General features: G+C 49.0%; 23 protein-coding genes and 1 riboswitch. Of the genes, 3 read left to right on the top strand and 20 right to left on the bottom strand.

Going from position 1 to position 25599, the window contains the following annotated elements; all coding sequences use genetic code 11:
- Positions 1–4: 4 nt before the first annotated feature.
- Positions 5–1822, bottom strand: a complete 1818-nt coding sequence (lepA, locus tag ACIFQN_RS05015; protein ID WP_429831943.1) for a translation elongation factor 4 — start codon at positions 1820–1822, stop codon at positions 5–7.
- A gap of 208 nt (positions 1823–2030) precedes the next feature.
- Between lepA and ACIFQN_RS05020 the strand changes: the two genes are divergently transcribed.
- Complete coding sequence (locus ACIFQN_RS05020) at positions 2031–2900, top strand: GNAT family N-acetyltransferase (RefSeq protein WP_429831944.1); 870 nt, start codon at positions 2031–2033, stop codon at positions 2898–2900.
- A 53-nt stretch (positions 2901–2953) separates the two neighbouring features.
- On the opposite strand, the gene ACIFQN_RS05025 is transcribed toward ACIFQN_RS05020, so the two are convergent.
- The 7 genes from ACIFQN_RS05025 to ACIFQN_RS05055 all read right to left on the bottom strand — a co-directional run bounded on the left by ACIFQN_RS05025 (position 2954) and on the right by ACIFQN_RS05055 (position 10078).
- Positions 2954–3931: a hypothetical protein gene (locus tag ACIFQN_RS05025; RefSeq protein WP_429831945.1), complete on the bottom strand. Its 978-nt coding sequence runs from the start codon at positions 3929–3931 to the stop codon at positions 2954–2956.
- Positions 3901–4449 carry a sigma-70 family RNA polymerase sigma factor gene (locus tag ACIFQN_RS05030; protein WP_429831946.1) on the bottom strand — a complete coding sequence of 183 codons (549 nt, stop codon included), beginning with the start codon at positions 4447–4449 and terminating at the stop codon, positions 3901–3903. The genes ACIFQN_RS05025 and ACIFQN_RS05030 overlap by 31 nt, the downstream gene beginning before the upstream one ends.
- Positions 4450–4507: 58 nt before the next feature.
- Positions 4508–5521, bottom strand: a complete 1014-nt coding sequence (locus tag ACIFQN_RS05035; RefSeq protein WP_429831947.1) for a methyltransferase domain-containing protein — start codon at positions 5519–5521, stop codon at positions 4508–4510.
- Entirely contained in the window at positions 5518–6327 is an 810-nt protein-coding gene (locus ACIFQN_RS05040; RefSeq protein ID WP_429831948.1) for a heme ABC transporter ATP-binding protein, read from the bottom strand. Before ACIFQN_RS05040 ends, ACIFQN_RS05035 begins: the two co-directional genes overlap by 4 nt.
- Positions 6324–7361, bottom strand: a complete 1038-nt coding sequence (locus ACIFQN_RS05045) for a FecCD family ABC transporter permease (RefSeq protein ID WP_429832056.1) — start codon at positions 7359–7361, stop codon at positions 6324–6326. The genes ACIFQN_RS05040 and ACIFQN_RS05045 overlap by 4 nt, the downstream gene beginning before the upstream one ends.
- 42 nt (positions 7362–7403) lie before the next feature.
- Positions 7404–8438: an ABC transporter substrate-binding protein gene (locus tag ACIFQN_RS05050; RefSeq protein WP_429831949.1), complete on the bottom strand. Its 1035-nt coding sequence runs from the start codon at positions 8436–8438 to the stop codon at positions 7404–7406.
- 309 nt (positions 8439–8747) lie between these two features.
- A riboswitch (cobalamin riboswitch) is annotated at positions 8748–8956 on the bottom strand.
- A gap of 21 nt (positions 8957–8977) precedes the next feature.
- Positions 8978–10078: a M24 family metallopeptidase gene (locus tag ACIFQN_RS05055; RefSeq protein ID WP_429831950.1), complete on the bottom strand. Its 1101-nt coding sequence runs from the start codon at positions 10076–10078 to the stop codon at positions 8978–8980.
- 125 nt (positions 10079–10203) lie between these two features.
- Here ACIFQN_RS05055 and ACIFQN_RS05060 point away from each other — a divergent pair, with 125 nt between their 5' ends.
- A complete protein-coding gene (locus ACIFQN_RS05060) occupies positions 10204–10980 on the top strand; it encodes an alpha/beta fold hydrolase (protein WP_429831951.1) in 777 nt (258 codons plus the stop codon).
- A gap of 42 nt (positions 10981–11022) precedes the next feature.
- Here the strand turns inward: ACIFQN_RS05060 and ACIFQN_RS05065 are convergent, their stop codons facing one another.
- From ACIFQN_RS05065 to gpr, 8 genes are all read right to left on the bottom strand, one after another.
- Positions 11023–11916, bottom strand: coding sequence for an ABC transporter permease (locus tag ACIFQN_RS05065; protein WP_429831952.1), 894 nt, complete (start codon positions 11914–11916; stop codon positions 11023–11025).
- Positions 11917–11931: 15 nt separating this feature from the next.
- Positions 11932–12942 (bottom strand): ABC transporter permease, encoded by a 1011-nt coding sequence (locus ACIFQN_RS05070; protein ID WP_429831953.1) that lies wholly within the window; start codon positions 12940–12942, stop codon positions 11932–11934.
- A 111-nt stretch (positions 12943–13053) separates the two neighbouring features.
- Positions 13054–14718, bottom strand: a complete 1665-nt coding sequence (locus tag ACIFQN_RS05075; protein ID WP_429831954.1) for an ABC transporter substrate-binding protein — start codon at positions 14716–14718, stop codon at positions 13054–13056.
- A 117-nt stretch (positions 14719–14835) separates the two neighbouring features.
- The gene (locus tag ACIFQN_RS05080) at positions 14836–15807 is read right to left on the bottom strand and encodes an ABC transporter ATP-binding protein (protein ID WP_429831955.1); all 972 of its coding nucleotides are present in this window, start codon (positions 15805–15807) and stop codon (positions 14836–14838) included.
- Positions 15808–15825: 18 nt separating this feature from the next.
- On the bottom strand, positions 15826–16794 hold the full coding sequence (locus tag ACIFQN_RS05085; protein WP_429831956.1) for an ABC transporter ATP-binding protein: 969 nt from the start codon (positions 16792–16794) through the stop codon (positions 15826–15828).
- Positions 16795–17108: 314 nt separating this feature from the next.
- On the bottom strand, positions 17109–17417 hold the full coding sequence (locus tag ACIFQN_RS05090) for a DUF3679 domain-containing protein (RefSeq protein WP_429831957.1): 309 nt from the start codon (positions 17415–17417) through the stop codon (positions 17109–17111).
- Positions 17418–17422: 5 nt separating this feature from the next.
- Positions 17423–18598 (bottom strand): stage II sporulation protein P, encoded by a 1176-nt coding sequence (gene spoIIP / locus ACIFQN_RS05095; protein ID WP_429831958.1) that lies wholly within the window; start codon positions 18596–18598, stop codon positions 17423–17425.
- A 150-nt stretch (positions 18599–18748) separates the two neighbouring features.
- The gene (gene gpr / locus ACIFQN_RS05100; protein WP_429831959.1) at positions 18749–19849 is read right to left on the bottom strand and encodes a GPR endopeptidase; all 1101 of its coding nucleotides are present in this window, start codon (positions 19847–19849) and stop codon (positions 18749–18751) included.
- A gap of 156 nt (positions 19850–20005) precedes the next feature.
- Here gpr and rpsT point away from each other — a divergent pair, with 156 nt between their 5' ends.
- Entirely contained in the window at positions 20006–20281 is a 276-nt protein-coding gene (rpsT, locus tag ACIFQN_RS05105; RefSeq protein ID WP_429831960.1) for a 30S ribosomal protein S20, read from the top strand.
- Positions 20282–20334: 53 nt separating this feature from the next.
- On the opposite strand, the gene holA is transcribed toward rpsT, so the two are convergent.
- The 4 genes from holA to ACIFQN_RS05125 all read right to left on the bottom strand — a co-directional run bounded on the left by holA (position 20335) and on the right by ACIFQN_RS05125 (position 25469).
- Positions 20335–21375 (bottom strand): DNA polymerase III subunit delta, encoded by a 1041-nt coding sequence (gene holA, locus ACIFQN_RS05110; RefSeq protein WP_429831961.1) that lies wholly within the window; start codon positions 21373–21375, stop codon positions 20335–20337.
- Between the two features lie 273 nt (positions 21376–21648).
- Complete coding sequence (locus ACIFQN_RS05115) at positions 21649–22491, bottom strand: hypothetical protein (RefSeq protein WP_429831962.1); 843 nt, start codon at positions 22489–22491, stop codon at positions 21649–21651.
- Positions 22491–23036 (bottom strand): RNA polymerase sigma factor, encoded by a 546-nt coding sequence (locus ACIFQN_RS05120; RefSeq protein WP_429831963.1) that lies wholly within the window; start codon positions 23034–23036, stop codon positions 22491–22493. The genes ACIFQN_RS05115 and ACIFQN_RS05120 overlap by 1 nt, the downstream gene beginning before the upstream one ends.
- Before the next feature lie 54 nt (positions 23037–23090).
- Entirely contained in the window at positions 23091–25469 is a 2379-nt protein-coding gene (locus tag ACIFQN_RS05125) for a DNA internalization-related competence protein ComEC/Rec2 (protein ID WP_429831964.1), read from the bottom strand.
- Positions 25470–25599: the final 130 nt, after the last annotated feature.

The following is a 25599-nucleotide window of genomic DNA, read 5'->3' on the forward strand; positions in this document are numbered from 1 at the left end:
AGGCCTATTTCTTATCATCCATGCGCAGTACAGCCATAAATGCCTCTTGCGGTACCTCTACGGAACCGACTGACTTCATGCGCTTCTTTCCTTCTTTTTGCTTTTCCAAGAGCTTGCGTTTCCGCGAGATATCCCCACCGTAACACTTGGCAAGAACGTTTTTACGCAGAGCGCTGATCGTTTCCCGAGCAACAACCTTTTGCCCGATCGTTGCCTGGATTGGCACCTCGAATTGCTGGCGAGGAATCAGTTCCTTCAGCTTTTCGCAAATGACCTTACCACGCGCGTAAGCTGTATCCTTGTGAACGATAAACGACAGAGCATCCACTACTTCGCTGTTTAAGAGGATGTCCATTTTTACCAGTTTGGAAGCTTTGTAGCCACCCAACTCGTAGTCAAAGGACGCATACCCTTTTGTGCCAGACTTCAATAAATCAAAGAAGTCATAGACGATCTCAGACAATGGCATGTCATACTTCAGCTGTACCCGATTCTCGCCAAGGTACTGCATGTCGAGGAAATCGCCGCGCTTACCCTGACACAGCTGCATGACGTCACCTACGTAATCTTTGGGTACCATTACGGTTGCGGTAACATAAGGTTCTTCAACCATTTCAATCTTTTGGGCATCTGGCATTTTCGACGGGTTGTCAATTTCGATGACTTCGCCGTTTGTTCTCGTAATCCTGTAAATAACGCTCGGCGCTGTAGTGATTAGACTAATGTCAAATTCGCGTTCGATGCGCTCTTGAATAATCTCCATGTGTAGCAATCCAAGGAATCCGCAACGGAAACCAAACCCGAGTGCTTGTGACGTTTCTGGTTCAAACTGCAACGAAGCATCGTTTAGCTGCAGCTTTTCTAATGCGTCACGCAGGTCGTTGTACTCATTGGTCTCGATCGGGTAAAGACCACAGAACACCATCGGGTTGATTTTGCGGTAGCCCGGAAGTGGTTCAGCAGCAGGACGACTCGCATCGGTGATCGTATCACCCACACTCGTATCCCCTACTGTTTTGATCGATGCCGCAACATAGCCTACATCCCCAACCGTGAGCTCTTCCACTTGGGTCTGGCGAGGCATCGAAGTACCGATTTCGGTCACTTCAAACGACTTGCCTGTTGCCATCATTTTGATTTTCATCCCTTTTTTCAAGGTACCGTTAACGACACGAATGGAAGCAATAACTCCGCGATACGCATCGAAATAAGAGTCAAAAATCAAGGCTTGCAGCGGTGCATCCGGATCACCCTCTGGCGCCGGCACTTTTTGTACAACCGCTTCCAACACTTCTTTAATCCCGATACCCGCTTTGGCGGAGGTCAATACTGCTTCGCTGGCATCCAAACCGATGACGTCCTCTACTTCTTGCTTAACGCGCTCAGGTTCCGCACTCGGCAAATCAATTTTGTTGATGACCGGAATAATCTCCAGATTGCTGTCCAGCGCCAAGTAGACGTTGGCAAGCGTCTGTGCTTCGATACCTTGTGCAGCGTCCACGACCAGAATAGCCCCTTCACAGGCAGCCAAACTGCGGGATACTTCATAGGTAAAGTCGACGTGTCCGGGGGTGTCGATCAGGTGGAGAATGTACTCCTCCCCGTCATCTGCTTTATAATTCAAACGCACGGCATTCAATTTAATTGTAATCCCGCGCTCTTTTTCCAGCTCCATCGTATCCAGAAACTGGGCTTCCATCTCACGTGCAGTCAATGCTCCGGTCAGTTCCAAAATTCGGTCCGCCAGCGTCGACTTGCCATGGTCAATGTGGGCGATGATGGAAAAATTTCGAATCCTTTTTTGTCTTTCACGTCGATCCATGTGTTGTTCGTTCCCTCCCACGCGAATCCATTCAAACGTATAGATTGCGTCTCGCAAAAAATACACTAACGGTAATTATAACAAACAGGGGAATCAGGAGCAACCAAAGAGAATAAGGCGTTTGCCATGATTTTCACTCGTCACCAATTCCTTCCTGTGCTAGAGTGTTGGATATAGAAGAGTGGATATATAAAGGAGAGTCGTCCACGTGAAAAGCACCTCTTATCGTATACACATCTTATCTGAAACGGATATCCCCGATCTCATCGCGCTCTCAGACTCAGTCGGCTGGGATTACGAAGAGGCCGAGCTTCGCACGATTCTTTCAATTGGCAGTGTATTCGGTCACAAGGATGAAAGCGATCAGCTCGTCTCCTGCTCAGCGATCATTCGCTACGAAGAAAGCCTTGCCACCATCGGCATGGTGATCGTACATGCAGCTTGCAGAGGATATGGGTTAGGCCGTGATCTCATGCAAGCGTGCATTGACTTTGTATCGGACGAAACTGCCATCATGCTTGTTGCTACAGCAGAAGGTCAGCCCTTGTATGAAAGCTTGGGATTCGTGACAGCAGAGTATATTCACAAATGTTTGAGCGATCATTTCGCACCTGCCCGAGAAGAGATGTTGGAAGCAGCAGACGAACCTGCGCTATACCCCATGAAGCACGACGATTTAGCTGACGTCATTGAGCTGGACGGACAAGCGGTCGGCAGCAGACGATCCCTTTTCCTGCAAACACGGATGAAACAAGCAAAAACATGCATCGCAGCCAAAGACGCTTCCGGCAAAATGGTTGGCTATGGCTTCGCTGTCCTAGGACCTGTTAATCTAGTAATTGGACCTATTGTTGCTCTCGACTCGGCACTTGCGATACGCATTCTTTCCCAGTTAACGAAAGGACATACGGGCAAGGTTCGAATTGACGTGCCCGATGGTCAGGAAGCATTTCTTTCCTATTTGCAGCAAAACGGATTTCAAAAAGTTGCTGAACCGCCCGTCATGGTCGCAAATACGGATCGTCTACCTTCGCGCAATGGCACGTATTTTGGCATCGGCGCTCAAATATTCGGCTAAAAAAACGGACCCTTTTTAAAGGTCCGTTTCTCTTTGCGTATAGCGAGATGTTTCTATCTATTGCGGATTCGTTCCAGTACCTTAGGTGGGAACAGCTTTTGCAGACTGCTTTGGTAGTTGCTGCCGTCTTCTGGCATCTTGAAATCTTTTACGCGGTATGCTTTCCCGTCATAGTTGATCTGAAATACCATCGGCGCACTGATTCCAGAATTGTTTGCCTGGCCGAGGATGGTTACCCATGCGTATACAGTTCTTTGCTCTGCACTCGGAGCCTCTACTCCAAGAAGATCCAACGTTATATCCCGGTCATTTCCCAGCCCGCCCAGCTTCTCTCCCTCTACTTTTAAAAAGTCGCGGATGAGCGGTTCCACCATCAAACGATTCGCCGGGGATATCCCAGACTTCACCTCTACGAACACTTGTCCCAGATGTTTGCCATCAGATACAACCTGCAGCTTCCATACGCCAGGATCAGGCAACGCAATGCCAGATGGAAAGTGACCCTTCGCATCAAACAACGGGTCCATGACTTGATAAGTACCCAATGGGATCCGGCTTCCTTCGCTGCTGTAGGCAATGATTTCTACTTTGGATGCGTAGCTTCCATCAAGCAACCAGACAATGCGCTGGGTTTGCCCTTCATAGAAACCGTTCTCGTCGGCGATGATCCGAACAGGCTTCTCCCCCAAATAGGTAAACGGCTGACCGTCAAAACTCGATTTCGTCTGTGTCGAAGGTATCCAGAGCACTGGGGTTTCCAGAACGCCTCCTGGCAATAAGCTGGGTGCAGGCTTGGCAGGCTGCGCCGCATGCTCTTCTCCGATTCTAGCAGGCCAGATCTGCCAGATGAGTACAAACAGGAGAACAACTACAGCCGGGTAAGACAGCAGCCCCCATCCAGACTGGAACCATGTTTTCTTGTTGATCCGTTGCCGCACTCTTTTTTCCATGACGGACGTAAACTGTACATCACGTAAAACCGTTTGATCCGCACGGTCTTTCAGCTGTTCGAGCCATTGGTTCTCGTCCACTCCCAGTCCCTCCCCTCGCTCATTCGCCCTTTCAGCTGCTGTCTTGCTCGATGCAGCCTGGTCCGTACTGTCCCTTCTGATACAGACAGAACCTCAGCTACTTCACCGATAGACAAATCAGCATAGTAGTGCAGCGCAATCACTTGACGATATGGTGGGGAAAGCCCCAGCACGTATGCAACCAACTGGTCTCGTTCGACTTGATCCAGTACGAGGTGTTCTGTGGACACATCTCCGTCCTTTTTGATCCAAGCACTGAAACGGATATTTCGAAATGCCCATGAACGTAAAAAACCTTTGCATTCATTCACCGCAATTCGATACAGCCAAGTATGGATGCTGCTCTCCTGACGGAACCCGGGAAGATGCCGATACACCTTGACGAACACATCTTGGGTGATGTCCTCTGCCAGATTTTTATCCTTAACCAGAAAAGTGACAAGCCGAAGCACCCGCGTCCCATACTCCCGCATGATTTGCTCAAATGCAGCATCTAGCGTGGGCTGCAATTTTTCCAAGGATGCATCCTCCTTCACTTGCTTTCTCTACTGGTTAGATGCGACAGACGTCATTTTGTTACAAAGAAGAAACAGAATCTTTTTTCGCCAGAATGGTCCAGCGTGTGGGTGCACCTAATGAACCCGCCAACTCGGCAAATGGATAGCCCCCGTACTGCCAACGATCCATCTCATATCCCTCGCTCTGCGGCTCTCCCTCGCCTTGGTACCTATGGGCAACATTCTCGAAGCTGGTGATTACCTGGAAGCCTTCTGATTCCAAAAGCAAACGAAGCTCACCTGGCAGAAGCAGCGCCATCTCACGCTCTACACGATAACGGGGCTGCTCAACCTGTTCCAAAAAAGTCTCATAGGACAGTGCATACCGAAATTGTCCCCGAGACAGTGAGGTTTCTCCTTCCACACGCTGGTAAACCATTCGATCTGGAAACACATACTTGCGCTGAAGCAATGACCATCGTTCCTTCAACGGTGGCAGAAGGAGATCTATCGTAACCACCCCATCTTCTGTCAAGTGTCCTTTCACGTTGGCAATCAATTGCCGCTGTGCCTCTCTACAAATGGCCTGCTGAAAAAGCCCTTCCGGAAGCAAGATGTGGGTAAAACTCCGCCCCAGATTCAGCTCTCGAATATCTTGCTCCACAAGCTCCAGCAGTTCTTCTTTTCCTTTCAGCATGCGCCGTTTCTTCTTTTCCGCCAGTTCGAGCATAGCAGGACTCCAATCTACCCCACAAGTCGGCAGGTTGCTCCGGGCAAGCTCGATCGCGATTCTCCCTGTCCCTACGCCGAGCTCCAACACAGTGACAGGACTGCGTTCGTTTTCTTGCAGCAGCCAGTCCCGATAAAAGGCAATTCCAGACTTGCCCGCGAACTGATCGTAATAAGTGGCCTCCAAGCCGGCGTATTTGGTCTCTGCCAAGGGAAGATGGCGTTCTTCTCCCTGCATTCCACAGGTCGTGCACACCGACCCCGGCAGATGTGGAAAAGGCACCCATGGAGGGACGCCATTTTTCGTATCACCTAGCCATTCATCATAACGGAACTTGCATACCTTGCAACTGTACACACTCATAATGCTTTGGATACCTCCTGCGGCGATTGCTTGATTCTGCAAGCTTCCGAGAAAAAGTAGACGTGCTTTTTGCCAGTGATGGGATGGGTTGTTACTTCGGTCTCTACCCCAAATACATCGCGGATCAAGCGGGGACGAAGGATTTCTTCCGGCGGACCTGAAGCGATCATTTTTCCCCCGTTTATGACGAATAGCCGGTCACAGTACATCGCTGCGATATTGAGGTCGTGCAGCGCGGCGAGGACGGTAATTCCGAGCGTCCTGACTAAATCCATCACTTGCAGCTGATAGCGAACATCCAAATGATTCGTCGGTTCGTCTAGAACAAGAAACTTCGCTTGTTGAACCAATGCTCTGGCAATCAAGACACGCTGCTTCTCTCCCCCTGACAAACTGAAAAAGCTTCTGGTTGCGTAGGCTTCCATGCCTACCCGTTCGAGCGCTTCCCCACAAATCCGACTATCTTCTTCTGAGTCAGACTGAAAAAGCCGTTTATGAGGAGAGCGCCCCATCAAGACGATCTCCATAACCGAAAAATCAAACTCGACAGATGATTCTTGACGCACTACAGCCATCCGCTGAGCATTTTCTCGTGCTGACAGTTGGTAGACATCGTCGCCATCCAGCGAAATCCACCCGGCATTCGGCTTCATCGCGCGATAAATGCTTTTTAGCAGGGTAGATTTCCCGCTGCCATTTGGCCCAATCAACCCGACAAACTCGCCTGCTTCTACTTCCATACCAACCTGGGACAAGATTGTTTTTTTCTCCAGCTCGACGGATATGTTTTCTGCAACCAGTTTCATCGCCCGCTACCTCCAAAGGAATAAGAACTGCGTAACATTAGCCAAATAAAAAACGGACCGCCACACAGCGCAGTGATAATTCCAATCGGCAACTCTTCGGGTGCGAAGGCTAACCGGGCTATGACATCTGCCCAAATCAGGAAGATGGCTCCGAGCAATGCGCTGACGGGCAGGACACGGCGATGATCTGACCCGACGATGACTCTCACGATATGCGGCATCATCAATCCGACAAACCCGATCGCTCCACTAATGGCTACGATCACTCCGGTGAGCATCGCAGTAATCAGCAAAAGCAGTTTGCGAAATTGGGCCGTATTAACCCCCAGCGTACCTGCCGATTCTTCCCCCATCAGCATGGCATTGAGCGAACGATACTGTGTCAGCAGGACTAAGAGGCAAATCACCACAATCAGTGTCGGGATGGTCAAGTATTCCCACTTTCCTCCCGCCAAGCTTCCACTCATCCAGAAGAGGACAGAGCGAATTCCATGCTCGTTTGGTGCGGAAAAGATTATCAGGCTGGTGATTGCTGACAATATCGCAGAAATGGCGATGCCTGACATGAGCAAGCGCACTGTAGAGTTTTGCCCCCCTATGCGAGACAGCGTGAATATGAGCAGGATAGCCAGAAGCGCTCCTGTAAATGCCCCAAGCGACAGCGCATATTGCCCAAACATGCTGAAGGCTCCAAAAAGAATCGCCAAGGTCGCCCCTACCGATGCGCCTGAAGAAACACCCAGTATGTACGGGTCTGCCAAGGAGTTGCGAACCAGAGACTGGATAGCTACACCTACCACAGAAAGTCCGGCCCCTACAACAGCACCCAAGAGCACTCGCGGAAAACGGATATCCCAGATGATGGTTTGTTCGCCTTTGGACCAATCAACGAAGATCCATTTGCTGATCCCAGGCACATGCGACAAAGCGATCTTCCATACAGTCGCCGGATTAATCTCAACAGATCCCAATGTTACGGCGATTGTAATAGAGAGTACCAGCAAGACGAGCAGACCGATGATGGTAAAAGGCATTTTGATCCTATGCAGAGTCATTCCCTCCTTTAGGAGTCTTTCTTATTTGAATTTCTCCGGATAGAGTCCTTCTGCTAAAATTTTCAAAGCGATAGGTGCACGAACCCCTTCCGAAGCAGCCGACAACGGCAAAACGACCAATCGTTGATTTTTGATCGCAGGAATATCTGCGATCTCCCGTTTTGTCAGCAACAGATTCTTTTTTTGCTCCACGGTTTTGTCCCCGTAGTCTACAACGACTATTACATCTGGTTTGCGATTCACCACTTCTTCCCAGCTAACCTCTGCCCAACCTTTCTGAATATCATCAAAAATATTTTTGCCGCCAGCCAGCCTGATCAAGGAAGTCATGTAGTTGTTTGCTGCCGTAAACGGTTGATCCTCACCGCTGTCATAAACAAACACGCTGAGCGGCTTGTCCACCGTGCCGATTTTGCTCACAGTCTGGTCTATCTCTTGCTTCATTTTCCCAATCAATTCATTTGCCTTATCTTCTATGCGGAAAATCTTTCCGATGTTTTGAATGTCTGCGAAAACATCATCCACTGTTGGCCCTGGCTTATTGGAGGACTCCTGCAAATACGATTTGATTCCGGCCTTTTCCAAATCCTCCATAGAGCCTACACCTTTATCTCCAAAACCACTTTTCCACCCGGAATAGACAAAATCTGGATTAGTTGCCATCATCACTTCCTTGTTTGGATATTTATCGGATAAAACAGGCACCTTGTCATATGCTTCTTTTAATTCTGGCAGGATTTGATCGTCCAAGTACGCTGTTCCGACCATTCTATCCGCAAGCCCCAGGGCAAGCATGATCTCGGTCACGTGTTGGTTTAGTGTTACAGCGCGCCTCGGTGCTTCGGGATAAGTCATTTCAATGCCATTCGTCGTAATCGTGACAGGTTTATTTTCTGCCGTCTGTTCAGTGGGTTGGTCCGTTTTGGCTTGCTGCTCCACTCCTGTCTTTGTGTCACCTGTGCTTGTTGCAGCAGGTGTTTGCGGGCTGCATGCCGATACGACAAGCATGATCGCCATCCATGCAGCCACCCAAAATCCTCCGAATATTTTTTTCATTTGACGTATACCCCTCTGCATTCTACTCAACACGAATAGTATCGTATTGGCTTTTTCAAATCGTAATGATTACGTTTTGTATCCCTTTATCACTATACAAGCAGGCTCTGTGTTTTGCAATCTGTTTTACACATTCCCCCTATCCCCCCATGAAACATATGGATTGGCGATCCTGAGACGCACAAAAAAAGCACCCCCCTGTTTCAACCGGGAGGTGCATGACAAACGTGGACATAGCTATAGACCTGGCTTTTTTGCCTGTTCCTAGACTCGTGCCTATTTCCACATCTGCCCCATCCTCGTGGGTCGATTGTATCTGATTTCATGGCAGGTCTCCTGGCTTACGAATCAAACGCGCATAGCCTCCTTCCCATTCCCTTATTTAGCGGAACAGTGGCTCATAGCTAGGCACTCCTCGTTACAGTGGCGGGACCGCGCCGGTTTTTCACCGGTCTTCCCTATTAAGCTGGTGGAGCGTATGTACGCATCCAGTCAGCACCATGAAATACGTATTCAGTTCATTCACATTTCGCATGCGATTAGCCGATAACCGTCAATTGTTTCGGGAAGCTGGACAATACTTCCACTCCACTCTCCGTTACGACCACATCGTCCTCAATCCGGACGCCACCTACACCTGGCAAATAAATTCCAGGCTCGATCGTGAAGACCATTCCAGGTCGGAGCGTCTCCTGATTTTGTTCATGTACGGATGGGTACTCATGCACATCCATTCCCAGCCCATGTCCTAGGCGGTGCATGAAATATTCACCATAGCCTTTTGCCGCAATCACACCTCTTGCCGTCTGATCCAGGTGGGCGAACGTCACGCCTGGACGAACCTCTGCAATCGCTGCTTCGTTGGCTGCTAAAACGGTCTCGTAAATCTCGCGAAGCTGCTCACTAATTTCTCCAACTGCAAATGTACGGGTAATATCCGACACATATCCGTCTGCCTCTACCCCGATATCGAACAGCAAAACATCCCCTGACCGAACCTGACGAGTACCTGGATTGCCATGTGGCAGCGCTGATTTTTCTCCAGCCAAAACCATTGTAGAGAAAGCAGGACCTTCTGCACCTACACGTTTCATCTGGTATTCCAGCTCAGCTACGATTTCCATTTCCGTCATGCCTGTTTTCACTTTTTTCAATGTTTCTGTAAGAGCATTCTCGATTAACTGGACAGCGCGCTTCAACCGTGCCACTTCGTCTGCCGATTTGATCAGACGCATTTCACGCAGCGGTTCTTCCACATCGACAAAGTCGGTAGCAGAGACAATTTGTCCCATGGCTTCAAAACGCTCAACTGTCATGTGGCTTTTCTCGATGCCCAGCTTGGACAAGCCATTCGGCAGAGTCTGTTTCAGAACTTCATATGGATTCTGAATATCTGTATGTGTATAAATCGTTTGGATGGACGAAGCCGCCGCTGCTGCTTCACGGTCAAGTGCAGGAACGATCAGGGATGGCTCACCTTGGGCGGGGATGACCAAGCCCAAAAAGCGCTCATGTGGGTCCGTAAAAAAACCAGTCAAATAATATACGTGCTTCGGAGAGGTGATCAATACCGCGTCTAACTCTTGTTTTGTGAGAAAGTCATGCAGCTTCGAAATCCGCTCTTGGAATACCTTTGTCACCCTGCTTCACCCTGCTTTCACCTATATTCTATTGCGAGGATAACATTTCCACATAAAAAAAAGAAGGGTTCCATTAAAAATTATGTGCCAGAAGGGATAACCTAAAGGAGGGGTGAAGACGAAAAATGGAACAACGACTCGTACAGTTCAATGGCGAACAGCTCGCATGCAAACTCTCAGGAAAAGGCACACCTGTCGTGTGTATCCACGCTCCGTGTATTGGCTCTCTTAATTTTAGCTACCAAAACGCCCTCTCAGATCAATTTCAACTGATTGTACCAGATTTACCTGGGCACGGTGAAAGCTCCTCATTTGGGGGACATCTTTCTATTGGGGATCTAGCTGACCTTCTAGATAACCTCATTCAATCACTCGGCATCCAGCGGCCATTTCTTTTAGGGTACTCGCAAGGGGCTTCTATCGCTTTGGAATACTGTCTTCGCAATCCCGATAGTGTGCAAGGCGCGATCTTGGTCAGTGCATTCTCGGAAGTGAAGGACTTGTATTTACACTGTCGCTTTTTTATGGCACAAACCATGTCGGCGCTCCGCGGCATCCCCCTTCTGGCTCGATCGATCGCATCATCCCACCTGGACGACCAGACGATGCGTACCGCGTGGGTTCAACATGCAAGTCAGACAGATGCTATTTGTCTGGGGTCCCTTTATTCTGCTGGTCATCAGTACAACTGTACAGACCGCTTAAACGAGCTTCGAATGCCATTTTTGCTGGTCTACGGAAAAGAAGACCGGCAGTTGCGGCCGTACGCAGAGCTGCTGGACACGCATATCTCTCATGCCAAAATGATTCAGGTACCTAATGTCCATCATCAGGTTATCACGCGTGCTGCTTCTACATTTAATCAATTGTGCAGAGATTTCATACAGCAGACAACAAAATAAACAGAAGGGCTCCTCTCTGCCCTTCTGTCTTTCTTTTCCTTCTTAGTTTTTCATCCGAGGGTCAAGCGCATCACGTAAACCGTCCCCGATTAAGTTAAATCCGAGTACCGTCAGCATGATGGAGAGACCTGGAAAAATAACCGTCCATGGCGCTTTTTGAATGTACTGACGCGAATCGGAGAGCATTTTCCCCCACTCCGGTTCAGGTGCTTGTGCTCCCAGTCCCAAAAACCCGAGAGCTGCTGCCTCGATAATCGCTGTAGCAATCCCCATCGTACCCGTGACGATAATGGGAGCCAAACTATTCGGTAATATATGCTGCATCAAAATTCGGGAATCTTTCATCCCGATCGCACGCGCTGCCATTACAAATTCTTCTTCTTTTAAGCTGAGGACACGCGAGCGAACGAGTCGCCCAAAGGTAGGGATGTTGATAATCGCAATGGCAAGCAGCGCATTTTGGAGAGAAGGCCCGAGGATCGCCACAATCGCAATCGCCAAAAGGATGCTCGGGAATGCCAGCATAATGTCAAAAATACGTGAAATGATGGTATCAATCCATCTTCCGTAATAACCCGCCAACAGCCCAAGAATCGTTCCTGCTACAACCGAACCGATAACAGAGAAAGTCCCCACCCATAAAGAGATTCGAGCTCCATACACGACACGGCTCAATACGTCACGACCATTGTAGTCGGTGCCAAACCAATGCTCTTCAGACGGCGGCTTATTTTTCATGACCAGCTCGCCTACATCGTACGGATAAGGAGCAATCCATGGGGCGCAAACAGCGACGGCGACGAAAAAGATAATGATCCCCATTCCTACCATTGCTAATTTGTTTTTGCGCAACGTTCTCCATGCTTCCCGCCAAGGAGAGATAATCTGTTCGTCTTTCACTTGTAAAGGTATGGTCTGCACTTGTGTTTCTGCCATATCTCCTCCACCTCCTTAGCGGTATTTGATACGCGGATCTATATAGGCATACAGAAGGTCGACCAAGAGATTGATCAGGACAAAAATCGTAGCTATAACAAGAATCCCTGATTGGATGACCGGATAGTCGCGATTTCCAATCGCCGTAAAAATGTATCGTCCGACGCCCGGCCACCCGAAAATCGTCTCGGTCAAAACAGCTCCTCCCAATAACAACCCGGTTTGCAGTCCAATGACCGTCAACACAGGAATCATCGCATTTTTCAATGCATGCTTGTAGACGACCCAGAACTGCGCCAAGCCTTTTGCTCGTGCTGTACGCACATAGTCCGCACGCATGACTTCCAGCATGCTGGAGCGTGTAATCCGGGCAATGATCGCCATCGGAATCGTTCCGAGCGCTATTCCCGGCAAAATCAAGTGTTTGATCACTTCCCACAATTGATCCCATTGCCCTGCCAGCATGGTATCCAGTATATAAAACTGCGTAATTGCCTCTACGGGATTACGCGAATTGTCTCGTCCAACTGATGGCAGCCATTTCAGTTCTTGGGCAAAGAACCATTGCTCCATCAAACCAAGCCAGAAAATCGGCATGGATACACCAACCAAGGCGATCAACATCGCACAGTAGTCAAACCACGAGTTTTGCTTCCATGCAGAGAGGATCCCCGCATTTACCCCGATGATAACAGCAAAGCACATGCTGACAATCGTAAGTTCAGTGGTCGCTGCCAAATAAGGACCGATTTCCTGTGTAATACTGGCACCCGAGTGTAAAGAAACTCCCAGATCGCCAGTGATGATCTGCTTTAGATAATCAAAGTATTGAATGTACCATGGGTTGTTCAAGCCCAGCACTTCTCGTAAGTCTTCAATTGCCTTGGGACTCGCCTTCTCTCCCAAAATCGTAAGGGCCGGATCGCCTGGAATAGCACGAATGATGGAAAACACGACGATGGACATACCCAGCAGAACGGGGATGAGCATAAGGATTCTTCGGATGCTGTAAGATAGCAATGCCATCTCCTCGCTTTCCTAGCAAAAAAATAAGTGCTGTAAGAATGTAAGAAAGGGTAAGAAGAGGGAGTTTCCTCCTCTTACCCTTCTGAAAAGCTACGTCATGCCTAGAAAGTCTTATTGGAAATCAACCTTCTCCAAGCTTTCCGATCCTTTTGGATGCGGCTTGTAATTAATGACACCCGTTTTAGCAGCGATTGCTGGAGTGGAGTGCGCCAGTGGTACCATTGGCACATCCTTGAAGATGATTTCCTGTACTTGCAAATACAGCTTCTCGCGCTCTTCTTTTGTCGTTGCAGATTGCGCTGCAATCAACAGTTTGTGTGCTTCCTCGTTTGCCCAACGAGTGCGGTTGTTACCGCCAATGTTATTTTTGTCGAGCAGCGTTGCGAGGAAGTTGTCTGGGTCACCGTTATCACCAGTCCAGCCCAGCATGAACATTTCTTGCTCCCCTGCTTTTGTTTTTTCCAGATACGTAGCCCATTCCATGGTTACGATTTCGGCTTCTACACCGATCTTTTTCAGGTCTTGTTGAATCGCTTCTGCGATCTTTACGCCATCCGGCATGTACGGGCGAGCTACAGGCATAGCCCAGAACTTGATTTTGAAGCCATTCGGGAAGCCCGCATCACTGAGCAACTGCTTCGCCTTGTCGGTGTTGAATTCGCGATCTTTGATATCATTGTTGTGTCCCCAAATGGATGGAGGCAATGGGTTGACCGCTGGCTGGCCCAGTCCTGCGAAGAAAGCTTCGATAATGGCTGGCTTGTTGATAGCGTAAGCGAGCGCCTCACGTACTTTTGGGTTGTCGAGTGGCTTTTTCTCCACATTGAAGCCGACAAAACCAAGGTTCATGGAAGGACGCAGAATCAATTGCAAATCCTTGTTGTCTTTAACGGTTTGCGCATCGTCCGGATTCAAACCATCCATCATGTCGATTTCACCAGAGGTAAGCGCCGTTAAACGAGCAGTGTTTTCAGGAATAACCTTGAATACGAGCTTATCCAATTTCGGGAAGCCAGCGTTCCAGTAATCCGGGTTTTTTTCCAATGTGATGGTGTCGTTACGCTTCCATTCCACAAACTTGAATGGCCCTGTACCGACCGGCTTCTCATTGAATTTCTCGGGACCCGCTTCTTGTACCGCTTTTGGAGAAGCGATCGCAAAGCAGGACATGCCCAAGTTTTGGATAAATGGAGCCAATGGACGGTTCAATGTAAATTTCACCGTTTGCGCATCGACTGCCTCGACAGACTTGATTACGTGGGTCTCATCGCCCTTGTATCCGCCGAACATGTCGTTGTAGTATTCAAAGCCTTCCTTGTTGTGCTGCGGATGGCTCTTGTCGCTCCAGCGCTCAAAGTTCCATTTTACAGCTTCGGCGTTGAAATCCGTGCCATCGTGGAACTTGATGCCACTGCGCAGATGGAACGTATAGTTCAATCCATCTGGCGAGATCTCCCATTTTTCGGCCAGGGAAGGTACCACTTCGGTCGTTTCTTCCGCGTAGCCTACCAACGTATCAAATACGTTTTCGGTTACCTTGAAGGACTCACCATCGGTTTGTGCGATTGGGTCCAGACCGACGGTGTCGCCGCCGCGACCAATGATTAATTGTTTTGGACCAGCTTTAGCCGGTTCTGGCGCCGGTGTTGTTGCCGGTGCTTCTGTCTTTGGTTGTGCTGCCGGCGCTTGTGTTGTTTGGGATCCACTGCAACCAGCGAGCAGCATCGCTAGTGCTAATAGGCTGGTCATGGCCCCGGAGAGAACTCTCTTCCTCATGAAAAAACCCCCTCTTCTAAAATGACAGCTTTTACCGTACGATTGATAGAGTTGATCCTGCTTCGCATCCCCCCTTTTACGGCCTTTCCAATCAAGTAGTCAAACGATTTGGGTGTACTATGCTTTGTATAGATGGCAGGCCACAAAATGTCCGTCCCCTACATCTTGGAACATCGGGCGAACACTTCGGCATTCATCTGTCACATGGGGACAGCGCGTATGGAAGGTACAGCCGCTGGGGGGGTTGGCCGGACTTGGCACATCTCCTTGCAGGATAACCCTCTCCCGGATGGCGTCAGGATCTGGTGTCGGTACGGCTGACAACAACGCTTGTGTATAAGGATGAAGAGGATTGCTGTATAGCTGGCCGCTAGTGGTCAACTCAACAATGCGCCCCAAGTACATCACTCCGACCCGATCACTGATGTGGCGAACCACACTTAAGTCATGTGCGATGAACAAATAAGTGAGACCCAGCTCCCTTTGCAAATCTTGCATCAGATTAAGCACCTGGGACTGAATCGACACATCAAGTGCGGAGACTGGCTCGTCCGCAACAATCAGCTTTGGATTTAACATGAGCGCCCGGGCGATTCCGATCCGCTGTCGCTGACCGCCACTGAATTGGTGAGGATAACGTCTGGCATGATAGCTGCTCAGGCCAACTACTTCCAGCATTTCTTGGACTCGTTTTTTCCTCTCGGCTGAGGTGCCGATTTTGTGGACAACAAGAGGCTCTTCCAGAATCTTCTCAATATTATGTCTAGGATTAAGCGAAGCAAACGGATCTTGAAAAACAATCTGCATATCTCGGCGCATCTTTCGCATCTCATCTGTAGACAGTGAAGTTACATTCACTCCATCAAACCTGATCTCTCCTGCTGTCGGCTCAATCAGTCTCAGCAAGGAGCGTCCTGTGGTTGATTTCCCACAACCGCTCTCTCCAACCAGCCCCAGTGTTTCTCCACGTTTTACGGAAAATGAAACATCGTCTACCGCCTTTACCAGACCTACCTCTCCTCCAAGGACACCGCCTGTGATAGGGTAGTATTTTTTTAAATGTTTAACGACAAGAAGGTCTTCAGTCACCTGCATGCTCCTCTCGGGTTATTCGCCCAGCCAGCACCGGGAGCGATGGCTCTCGCCCACGACTTTCAGCTCAGGTATCTCTTGGCGGCATTTTTCTGTTACCTGTTCACACCTGGGAGCGAATCGGCAACCGACGGTAAGCGAGCCCGGAATTGGCACATTTCCTGGGATGGAGTACAGTCGCTCTTTTGACTCTTCCAGCTTCGGGAGGGAATGAAGCAAACCAATTGTATACGGATGTTTCGGATTTTTCAAAATAGTCCGAACATTACCTTCCTCGATGACGTTACCTGCGTACATGACCACGACTCTGTGGCACATTTCAGCGACGACTCCCAAGTCATGGGTGATCAACAAGATGGCGGTTTGCGCTTCCTTATTAAGCAGTCTCATCAGATCGAGAATTTGTGCCTGAATGGTCACATCCAGTGCTGTTGTAGGCTCGTCCGCGATCAACAGCTCGGGATTACAGGCCATTGCCATCGCAATCATCACACGCTGGCGCATTCCCCCTGACAACTGATGAGGGTATTCGTCTACAATCGCCTCGGCCCGTGGAATGCCTACCTTTTTCAACATCTCAACGGCCCTGCGCTTCGCTTCTTTTTTGCTCGACTTCGTATGTAAACGGACTGCCTCCCCGATCTGGTCGCCAATCGTAAAGACCGGATTGAGCGAGGTCATCGGTTCCTGAAAAATCATCGCGATCTCATTGCCGCGTATAGCCCTCATCCGCTTTTCATCGGCGGATACTAGATCTTCCCCTTTGAATTTGATCGCTCCTCCGACAATTTTTCCAGGAGGATTGGGCACCAATTTCATCACCGAGAGGGAGGTAACGCTTTTTCCGCAGCCGGACTCACCAACGATTCCGACCACTTCCCCCTTGTTAACCGTGATCGTAACGCCGTCAACGGCAGGGATTTGGCCGCGGTCCGTAAAAAAATGGGTCTGCAGGTTTTCAATTTGAAGGACAGGATGTGACACGTGGCTCACCTCTCAAACCGAAATTATGAAGTAGAAAAAGTTCTATCAGTAGACATTATTACATTAATTCAATTTTTTGGCAACACATTAAATTCAAATAATTATATTTTTACTGAATATATAGTCTATTGATTCCATTAACGCTTTGCATTGTAAAAATCAGTTTCATAGAGTAACAGGTTCAAGCCTAGCCTGTGTTGCTCCCTCTCTGCCATGTTTTCGCCGCCGTTTTCTCCATGTGCAAAAGACCCGTCAAACCGGGTCTTTTGACTCTAGGGCTTTCTACATCCCATCTTTTTGTGCGTAAACAAATTCTACGGTTCAAAAAAATGGCCGACCCAATCGACAAACGATTGTGCGCCGCTCTTGATACTGCTACCGAGAGTCAGTCCCATTCGGCTGACGTAATTGACCATCTTGTTTGGATCTGCCGTCTGAACCTGCTTGCCCATAACCGCAATTTCCATTTGCCCTTTTTCTACTTTTTTAATGTAGAACGTTTGTGCCTTTTCCTCTGGCAGGCCGCTGACTTTTGAGATTCCGCGCTCTGCAGTCTGCAGGCCCAGCACTACGCCAATGAGCAATACCACCAAGAGTCCCGTCAACCTTACCGTCACACTCATGCCCGTCACCTCTTCGCCGGCTGTTCTTGTACCGGTTTTCCCACTTTCTCCGCCTGCAGATAATAGGCGGCAAATACATCCGCCAGCGCTTCTGCCGTATTCAAACTTTCCTGCAAGGTATTTTCCGTTCCACCTATTTCCATTAACAGGCTTCCCGTTGAGATGGACTGGTTATACTCCCCGTGATCTGTTTTTGCTCCTTTTTCCATCACACCTCGCGAGAGCTCGGGATACATTTTTTCCATGAGTTGATGCAATTCGGTTGCAAAAGCTTCGTTTTTCTCGTGACTCTTGTTCCTTTTCCCAATGACAAACATGACACGGGCATAGGTTTTTCCTTTAATGGTGACTGTTGTTCGGTCTCTTGGCGCCGTATCGCGGTGGAGGTCAAAAAAGTAGTGCAGCTCCCTGTTTTTTTCTGTTGCTGCCTTCAGTACTTGCAATGATTGCGCGTACGAGAGGGCGTAGTCCATTTTTTTGTTCAACAATTGCTGGTAGATGTCATCGGTGCTTACATCTGATCCAATGCCTCTTTCGGTTAGCGCTTGAGCTAAATGCTTGCCTACCAATGAGATGTTTCGTGTCGGATGATCCACAGAACTGCCAACTGGCTTGGTCTCACTGTACCAGGACTCCCGATTATGGGTGTTATACACATAGACGATTTTTTTGTCTCCGGTATTTGGCCCTACGATCGGTGCCGGTTTCTCTTCGGCCGGTTCGCTTGCCGCTTGGTCGCTCGGCAAAGTGATCGGAATGGACTTAGAAGCGTCAATGACCTGCTTGGGGTGGGAAGGATATTCCACATAAAAATCAGCGAGTGAGGCTCCTTTGCCCGCTACAACGAATCGTGCGTCTTCTGTCGTCACCACACCTGGCAGTTCCCTGCCAAGCAGACTGCGCAAATCTCCCGGCTGAATGCCCGTTGCCAGCTCGAAAAGAAAACCTGAGACACTATTGGTCCGATCAGACTGAACCTGCACCGTTTCTGTGAGCACAGGAATCTCCTGTCCCATCCAGCCCAGTATAGCCAGACTGGAAACATGTGAAGCGGCCTGCTGGATGGATGAGGAGGCAATCATGATTCGGTTGCCGCCGAGAGAAAGTACCCCGGTCAAGACAAACAAAAAGGCAGTTATGAATGAAAGAACTACGAATTGGCGTTGAATTAGGGTCGCCATCTGTCTCACTCCTCTAGCTGAGCCATTGACTTGCGCTGCGGGCTAATAGCCATTCACGCTTGTCTATGCTTTAGCCTATGAGCGTCATAGAGACGATAGAACCCCTTTCTAGCTTTTCTCTCGCAATCTAGCGGTTTGTTTTGCCTCTTGTTAGTGGGTATATGACGCGCTGTTTTCTTCGTCGACCGCCCTGTGCAAGGAACGATTCAAGCCTGTCGCGATCACGTTGGCTACCCCTTCCATGAAATCGTCAATCTCCTTGGGCGTAACCACCAGGTCTTGTCCAAGCGGCCTAAGCACCTCATGAATGAGCTGCCGTTTCTCTTCTTCCGGCAGGGAGCCTACCAATCCCATAAAAGTCTTGCGCGATTCCAGATCCGGAAGGTCGTCTTCGGTATACGGTTCCTTGCGCTCGGGTAATGAACTGAGAGAAAGCTTGTTGTATGCCCGTTTGCTCTCTACCATGGACTGACCAAAATGACCGAGCAAGTAGGTGATGGCGTCATTTACAATCGTCGACGCAAAGACGACAGTAGGGACCCCAATGGCGATTACCGGTATTCCCAGTGTTGACTGATCGATAGCTTTGCGTTTGTTGCCTACTCCCGAGCCTGGGTGAATCCCCGCATCTGAAATTTGAATGGTAGTATTGACCCGGTGCAAGGCACGAGAGGCAAGTGCATCAATACAAATCACAAAATCGGGCCTGCTTTTCTCCACGACGCCAAAAACGATCTCACTGGTTTCAATTCCCGTGATGCCGAGCACTCCTGGCGATAGCGCACTGACATCTCGATAGCCTTCTCCCACCGTTTCCGGCGCCAGCATATAGAGGTGTCTGGTGACCAAGAGGTTTTCAACGACCATTGGCCCAAGTGCATCGGGTGTCACATTCCAGTTGCCGAGCCCTACTACCAATGCCTTTTTGTCTTCCGTGATCCCTAATCGCTGCAAAAAATTTGCGAATTCGACAGAAAAGCGCTTAGCCACCTTTTCCTCAATCGATGTATCATTATCTCGCAGCTTTGGCACTTCAATGGTGATATAATGGCCCGGCATTTTGCCGATCTGTTTAGCAGCCTCATCATTTTGCACATGCAATCGAGTGACCTTGATATCGGTTTCGCTGTCGTCCGCTTGCAGCAATACCCCAGGAATACTGCTCTCATTTTGCTGCTCAGCCAGTTCGTGAGCCTCCACTGCCAAATCTGTGCGAATGGAATAACCAGACAAATCGATGTTGTGGTCCATTTTGTATTGACTCCCTTCTCCATTTTGTTCCTGCTACTAGGTTGCTTGAATCCTCCATTTTTATTCCGAATCCTTTCTTGCAAAAGGGTTCTGTGCATGCTAGAATTACTTTGTTGTATGACTGTATGTCGATGGTCGTCTAAGGAGGTGACACACATGCCAAACATTAAATCTGCAATTAAGCGCACCAAAACAATCGAAAAGCGCCGCGCACAACGTGCATCTCAAAAGTCTGATCTGCGCACTTCCCTGAGAAGCTTTGAGAAAGCTGTCGCTGCTTCCGATGTAGCATTGGCGAAATCTACTCTTCTGGTGGCTGTGAAAAAGCTGGACAAGGCCGCTTCGAAAGGTCTCATTCATAAAAACGCAGCAAACCGTCAAAAGTCTCGTTTGATGAAAAAGCTTAACGTTCTGAGCGCTCCTGTAGCGTAAGAGGCCCACAAAAAAACCCCGCGAACATCCTGTTCATGGGGTTTTTTATTTGCCTAGCTGTGCGTTTTTTGACGTTCTCCATGTGCGTGTGCAATGAATAGCTCCAGAGCGAGCCGCTTATCAACCTGCCCCGACTTCATCCGAAAATCCTCCTCTGCCAGCATGCCAAGCAGTTTTTTCAATGAGTCTTCGGAAAAATGCCTCGCCTGTTCCGTCGCCTTTTTCACCGCATACGGATGCATTTTGATCATGCCCGCCATCTGTTGCTGCGAATATCCGCGAGGGGCCAGCTGCTTAACATGAAGCAGCATACGAAACTGTCTGGCCAAGAGGGCAAGCAGTTTGATCGGCTCCTCCCCGGTCTTCATGCAGTCGTACATCATCCGCAGAGCCCTGTCCAATCTCCCTGACGCCACCTGCTCGATCAAGGCGAAGACATCCTGTTCCAAAGTACGCGCCCCCAGCGTCTCGATGACTTCCTCTGTAATGCTTGCTCCCTCGCCCACGAACAAAGCCATTTTCTCGATTTCCTTGTCCAATAGGCGCAGCTCCCCGCCCACACGCTCTACCAGCTTCATCGCCTGCTGTCGTCCGATAAACGCCTTGTATTTATCAGCTTGGCGCTCCACCCAGCCATACAGATCATTCTCTTTCAAGAGCGGGAATGAAATGACCTTCGCTTTTTGCTGCAGAGTCTTAACCAGTTTTTTTCGTTCGTCCAATTTTTCTGTTTCCGTATGTAAAATCAGTGTCGAGTAGCTTGGAGGATTTTGCAGATAGCCCAGCAAAGTATCTGGATCACTCTCTACCTTTGCCGGTGGCTTGCTGCCTGTCAAGAAATAGGCTTGTCTAGCAATAACCAGCCGATGCTCCCCGAGAAATGGCAAGGTCTCTGCATCCTGCAAAATCTCACTCAGCCCTGTTTCCGTGCAGTCGTACATACTCAAATTGAGATCGCTGAATTCGGGAGCGATCATTTCCCGCCTGGCAAGTGCCAAGAACTCTTCCGCCAGAAAGGACTCCGGACCGTATAGGACGTAAATCGGTGAAAATTGTTTTTGTCGTATTTCCCGGATGGCCGATAGTAATGGCATGAGTGATTCTCTCCCTTTCCCTTTCCTTACCTGCGTTATTATAACACATGTCAGTAGCGGCGATTGCAACGAAGAAAAAACCGCCACCTCAAAAATCAGGAGCGGTTTTTCTATCCATTGGCACCTCTATGTAAACGTTCAGGGAAAAGCCCCGGGATTCCTCCTCCCCAAACGGTAAGCAGGGGGTGCTTGATACTGTACAATACGCAAGAAGCCCCTGATCGGTGCCAGTCCTTTTGTAAAAACCACATTTGTTACGTAGCCAAAAGTGGACTAATCATCATCGTTATCTTGCTTTTTATCTTTTTTCTCTTTATTTTTGTTTTTACTCTTGTCCCTGTCGTCATCCTCATCGTCTTTGGCAGATCTTCTGTCTTCTCTATCCTGGTTGTCTTTTATTCCTATAGGAAACGCAGGTTGCTTATCCTCTTTGGCTACAGGCTTTTGAGCAACCGGTGGGTTCGTGATAGCCGGATTCGCAATCGCTTTCGTATCCGGTTTTTTCTGTGTCTGCTTGGCGGGAGTTTTCGTACTCTGCTTCTTCTCAGAAGGTTTCTTATCAGGCTTCTTTTCTTCCTCCGAAGTATTTGATGGAGAAGGATTAGTGCTTGGAGTTGGAACGTCTGGCCCCATACGTACGATTTTCTCGTCTACCGGTGGTGAACTAACCGATCCTTGCTGGTAAGTGTCTATTTCTGGCTTCTTACCATCACTGCCCGTAAACAGCATCCCGATCATTAAGCAGGCAGCAACCGCGGTACTGCCAATACTGGCCAGCCACACTTTCATCCGCTTCCACTTTTTCGAATCCGACGGCGCAGACGACTTGCGCTTTACTTCCAGAGTGGGCAGGATTTCCTCATTTTTCACAGGCACAGCAGCAGGTTTTGTAGCCGCCGCTAATTCCAGCCTTGGCAGAATCGAGTCTACGATACTGAATGAGGGTACGACAGGGGGAAGCTTTTCTAGCTGCTCTGAAACATTTTTCAAACGGTTGTACATTAGCTGCAGCTCAGGATCTTTTTGAAGGAGGCTGTAGAGCAATTGCTGCTCTCCCGAAGACAGATCCCCATCTAGATCACGCTGCATCCATTCCCAAATCTCATCATGGGTCATCAACCGATCCCCCCTTTCTGGTAGTCGTACAACAGTTCCTGAAGCTGTTGTCTCGCCCGAAACAAATACGACTTTACCGTGTTAAGCGGCAAATCTAACGCTTCCGCAATTTCCTGGTAAGATAAATCCTCCAGGTAGCGGAGTACAACTACCATCCGGTACTGCTTGGGCAGTCTCCCAATAGCTTCTTGGATGTCATTCGACAGTCCAGTGAGAAGAATCTCATCCTCTACGTTGTTTCGATCAGGAATGATCAGTTCATGCTCGTCTATCGAGACCGTTTCCTTTTTCGCGCGAAATTTATCCATGCAGACATTGCTCACGATTCGTTGGACCCACGTGGAAAACTTTGCCTTTTCCTGATAGGTGTCCAATTTGCGATAGATGCGAATGAGAACTTCCTGAGCTGCATCAAGTGCATCTTGCTCGTTCCCCAGAATATAGTAAGCGCTGCGGTAAACGGAGGTCTCAATGGATCGAAGCAGTTCGACAAGCGCATCATGATCCCCTGACTGCGCCAACCTGATCAGTTCTGCTTCCTGCATATTCTCCTCTCCCCCCTACAGACGGGTCGCTCGTTGAAAAGGTTGCAACCAGAGTTATGTATCTGTTATTTGTGTTTTCCAAGTAAGGCCCCTTGGCGAAATGACCAGCGTAATCGCTCCTTGCTGGTCCGTCCTGTACACAGTAGAGCCTGCTTTTTTTAATCTCTTCAGCACGTCTGGTGACGGATGTCCATAGCGATTGTTTGCTCCAGCCGAGATGATAGCCACTTTTGGGCTGGATGCGGCAAGCAATGCTTCCGAGCTCGATGTCTTGCTTCCGTGGTGGGCTACTTTCAAAATATCCACGGGACGCAATCCGTTTTTCACCAGATTCATCTCTCCATTTCGTTCCACATCTCCGGTGAATAAAACAGTCGTTTGGTGAGCTGTTAACTGTAACACGACAGAAGCATCATTGCCAGCGTATACCGAAGTTTGTCCAGGATGAAGCCATTTCCACTCGACTCCAGGCGCATCTGACCACGTCTGTCCCGGGCTACCGGTTAAGATAGGAACTCCCTTATCCCTGAAAAGCCGCAAGATCTCTTTTTCCTTTTCTTGAGGCGATCTTCCATTTACAATCACCTCTCCAAAAGCAAATCGCGGCACCAAAGCAGCAATGCCCCCTATGTGATCCATGTCCCCGTGAGTCATGACAACTCTGTCTATTTTCTCAATGCCACGGGCCATTAAAAACGGAAGTACGACGTCCTTTCCCACTTCAAAAGGGTCGCGTTTTTCTTGCCAAGTCTCACGTGTAGAGAAGGGCATCGTCCCACCTGCATCAATTAAGTATACCTTCTTATTAGCAATTTCGACAACGATGGAATCACCCTGCCCTACATCCAGAAAGGTAATTCGCACCTCATCCCCGGCTGAAAAAGGTTGTCTGGCTGCCACCAAAAGTATGAACAAAAAAGCCACATACAGGATTGTATCCCGCCTGCGATGAAGTCCCAGCTTCCACAAAATAGGCACGACAATCAACAATATGGTGTACAGAAATAACCACCACCAAGAAGGGTGCGGCCAATAGGTAAACGGTATTTCCAAATGTTGCAGCCCAAATAACGGTTTATGAACCCAGTTCAGCACAAAACTGGACAGGTTGACAGGCCAAATCGATAAAGCCGGATGAATAAGGCCCAATACAATCGCAATATAACCGAGCGGAAGAACAATAATCGAGAGGATCGGGGTCACGATCAAATTGACGAGCCAAGACAGCGGAGAAAATTGATGAAAATGATAGACCAGAAAAGGAAACGAGACCAGCTGAGCGGCGAAAGTGACCGCCACAAGGGTACGAATCCAGACAGGTACCCTGACGAATACTTGCAGGCTGTACGGTACGTAAATGATGAGCCCCAATGTCACCGCAAAGGAGAGCTGAAATCCTATGTGCCAAAGCTGATATGGATTAAACGAAAGCATCACAATCAAGGCCCCGGACCAGACCTGTTTTCCGTCCAGTCTCGCTCCTAATGCCTGGCAGGCTAATCCCACTCCACCCATCAATCCTGAACGAACGGCAGAAGAACTCGCCCCCACCAGCAGCACATAACCAGTTAGCAAACAAATGGTGATGATTAGCGCCCACCTTCGTCCGATGCCGAATCGTTCCAGACACCACATAAACATATTGCTGACCAAAGTCACATGCAAGCCTGATATCGCCAGAACATGACTCAATCCCAGATACGAATACATCTCTTCCATCTCTGGTGTCACATCCTGACCCAGACCAAGCAGGAGCGATTTCATGTAGCCTGCTACTTCCGGATCAGGAAACAACCGTTCGATCCGTGCGGCTCCAGCATCTTGCCACGATTGAAACCGGGCCCAAAGGGTGTCGTATTCGTTTATCCGCAAGTTTTTAAATTCCACTTCACCTGTAACCTGCACCCCTTGCCAATAGAGGTACCTTGAATAGTCGAACGCATGCGGATTGCGAGCTGGAGAGGGTACGGACAACTGAATCCTTCCCACCAGTTCACTGCCTCTTCGCCACTGTTCTACCGATTTCGCCTCTTCAAAGGTAGCCAGCTTGACCCGGATCAGGATACATTCAGTCGTTTGCAGTTGATTCCAATAGCGATGATCCTCGCTTGTCTCTTGTACGACAGCAAAAAATCTCGCCACATCCCCATCTCTTTTGACCGGAGAGGAAATGACAGCTCGCACCCAAACCCTCTGCTCTTGCTCCGCCAACGGCTTCAATTCAGAACGATGGAGAAACTCGTACCCATAAAAAAAGAGACCTGCTAGAATGAGTATGAGTGCACAAAGAGCGCTTCGTTTTCGCAAGTTTTGCGGCATGAATCCAGCAAGAGCCGCACTCAGACCGGCAGCCACCAGCAGCCAGGCCGGATGCAGATAGGCTGAAAGAAGCATCCCAGCCATCATCAAAATACCGGCTCCAAACACCGTCACGTTTCTCCCTCCCTTCGTTTGTCGAATGATCCTTTTGTATGAGGGAGTATATCTCTTTGCACAAGGACAAAAATAGAAGAGACAATGACCATTTTCCCTGTTGGAACAACGTTTTCAGGGGGGAGTGTAG

This window comes from Brevibacillus sp. NRS-1366 (assembly GCF_050467985.1).

Coding starts and splice junctions, on each gene's coding strand:
- holA (WP_429831961.1), bottom strand. CDS start 21,375: ATGCCATTACTATCGGCCATCCGGGAAATACGACAAAAACAATTTTCA.
- ACIFQN_RS05115 (WP_429831962.1), bottom strand. CDS start 22,491: ATGACCCATGATGAGATTTGGGAATGGATGCAGCGTGATCTAGATGGG.
- ACIFQN_RS05090 (WP_429831957.1), bottom strand. CDS start 17,417: ATGAGTGTGACGGTAAGGTTGACGGGACTCTTGGTGGTATTGCTCATT.
- ACIFQN_RS05050 (WP_429831949.1), bottom strand. CDS start 8,438: ATGAAAAAAATATTCGGAGGATTTTGGGTGGCTGCATGGATGGCGATC.
- ACIFQN_RS05070 (WP_429831953.1), bottom strand. CDS start 12,942: ATGGCATTGCTATCTTACAGCATCCGAAGAATCCTTATGCTCATCCCC.
- spoIIP (WP_429831958.1), bottom strand. CDS start 18,598: ATGGCGACCCTAATTCAACGCCAATTCGTAGTTCTTTCATTCATAACT.
- ACIFQN_RS05035 (WP_429831947.1), bottom strand. CDS start 5,521: ATGAGTGTGTACAGTTGCAAGGTATGCAAGTTCCGTTATGATGAATGG.
- ACIFQN_RS05045 (WP_429832056.1), bottom strand. CDS start 7,361: ATGCCTTTTACCATCATCGGTCTGCTCGTCTTGCTGGTACTCTCTATT.
- ACIFQN_RS05040 (WP_429831948.1), bottom strand. CDS start 6,327: ATGAAACTGGTTGCAGAAAACATATCCGTCGAGCTGGAGAAAAAAACA.
- rpsT (WP_429831960.1), top strand. CDS start 20,006: ATGCCAAACATTAAATCTGCAATTAAGCGCACCAAAACAATCGAAAAG.
- ACIFQN_RS05075 (WP_429831954.1), bottom strand. CDS start 14,718: ATGAGGAAGAGAGTTCTCTCCGGGGCCATGACCAGCCTATTAGCACTA.
- gpr (WP_429831959.1), bottom strand. CDS start 19,849: ATGGACCACAACATCGATTTGTCTGGTTATTCCATTCGCACAGATTTG.
- lepA (WP_429831943.1), bottom strand. CDS start 1,822: ATGGATCGACGTGAAAGACAAAAAAGGATTCGAAATTTTTCCATCATC.
- ACIFQN_RS05065 (WP_429831952.1), bottom strand. CDS start 11,916: ATGGCAGAAACACAAGTGCAGACCATACCTTTACAAGTGAAAGACGAA.
- ACIFQN_RS05120 (WP_429831963.1), bottom strand. CDS start 23,036: ATGCAGGAAGCAGAACTGATCAGGTTGGCGCAGTCAGGGGATCATGAT.
- ACIFQN_RS05060 (WP_429831951.1), top strand. CDS start 10,204: ATGGAACAACGACTCGTACAGTTCAATGGCGAACAGCTCGCATGCAAA.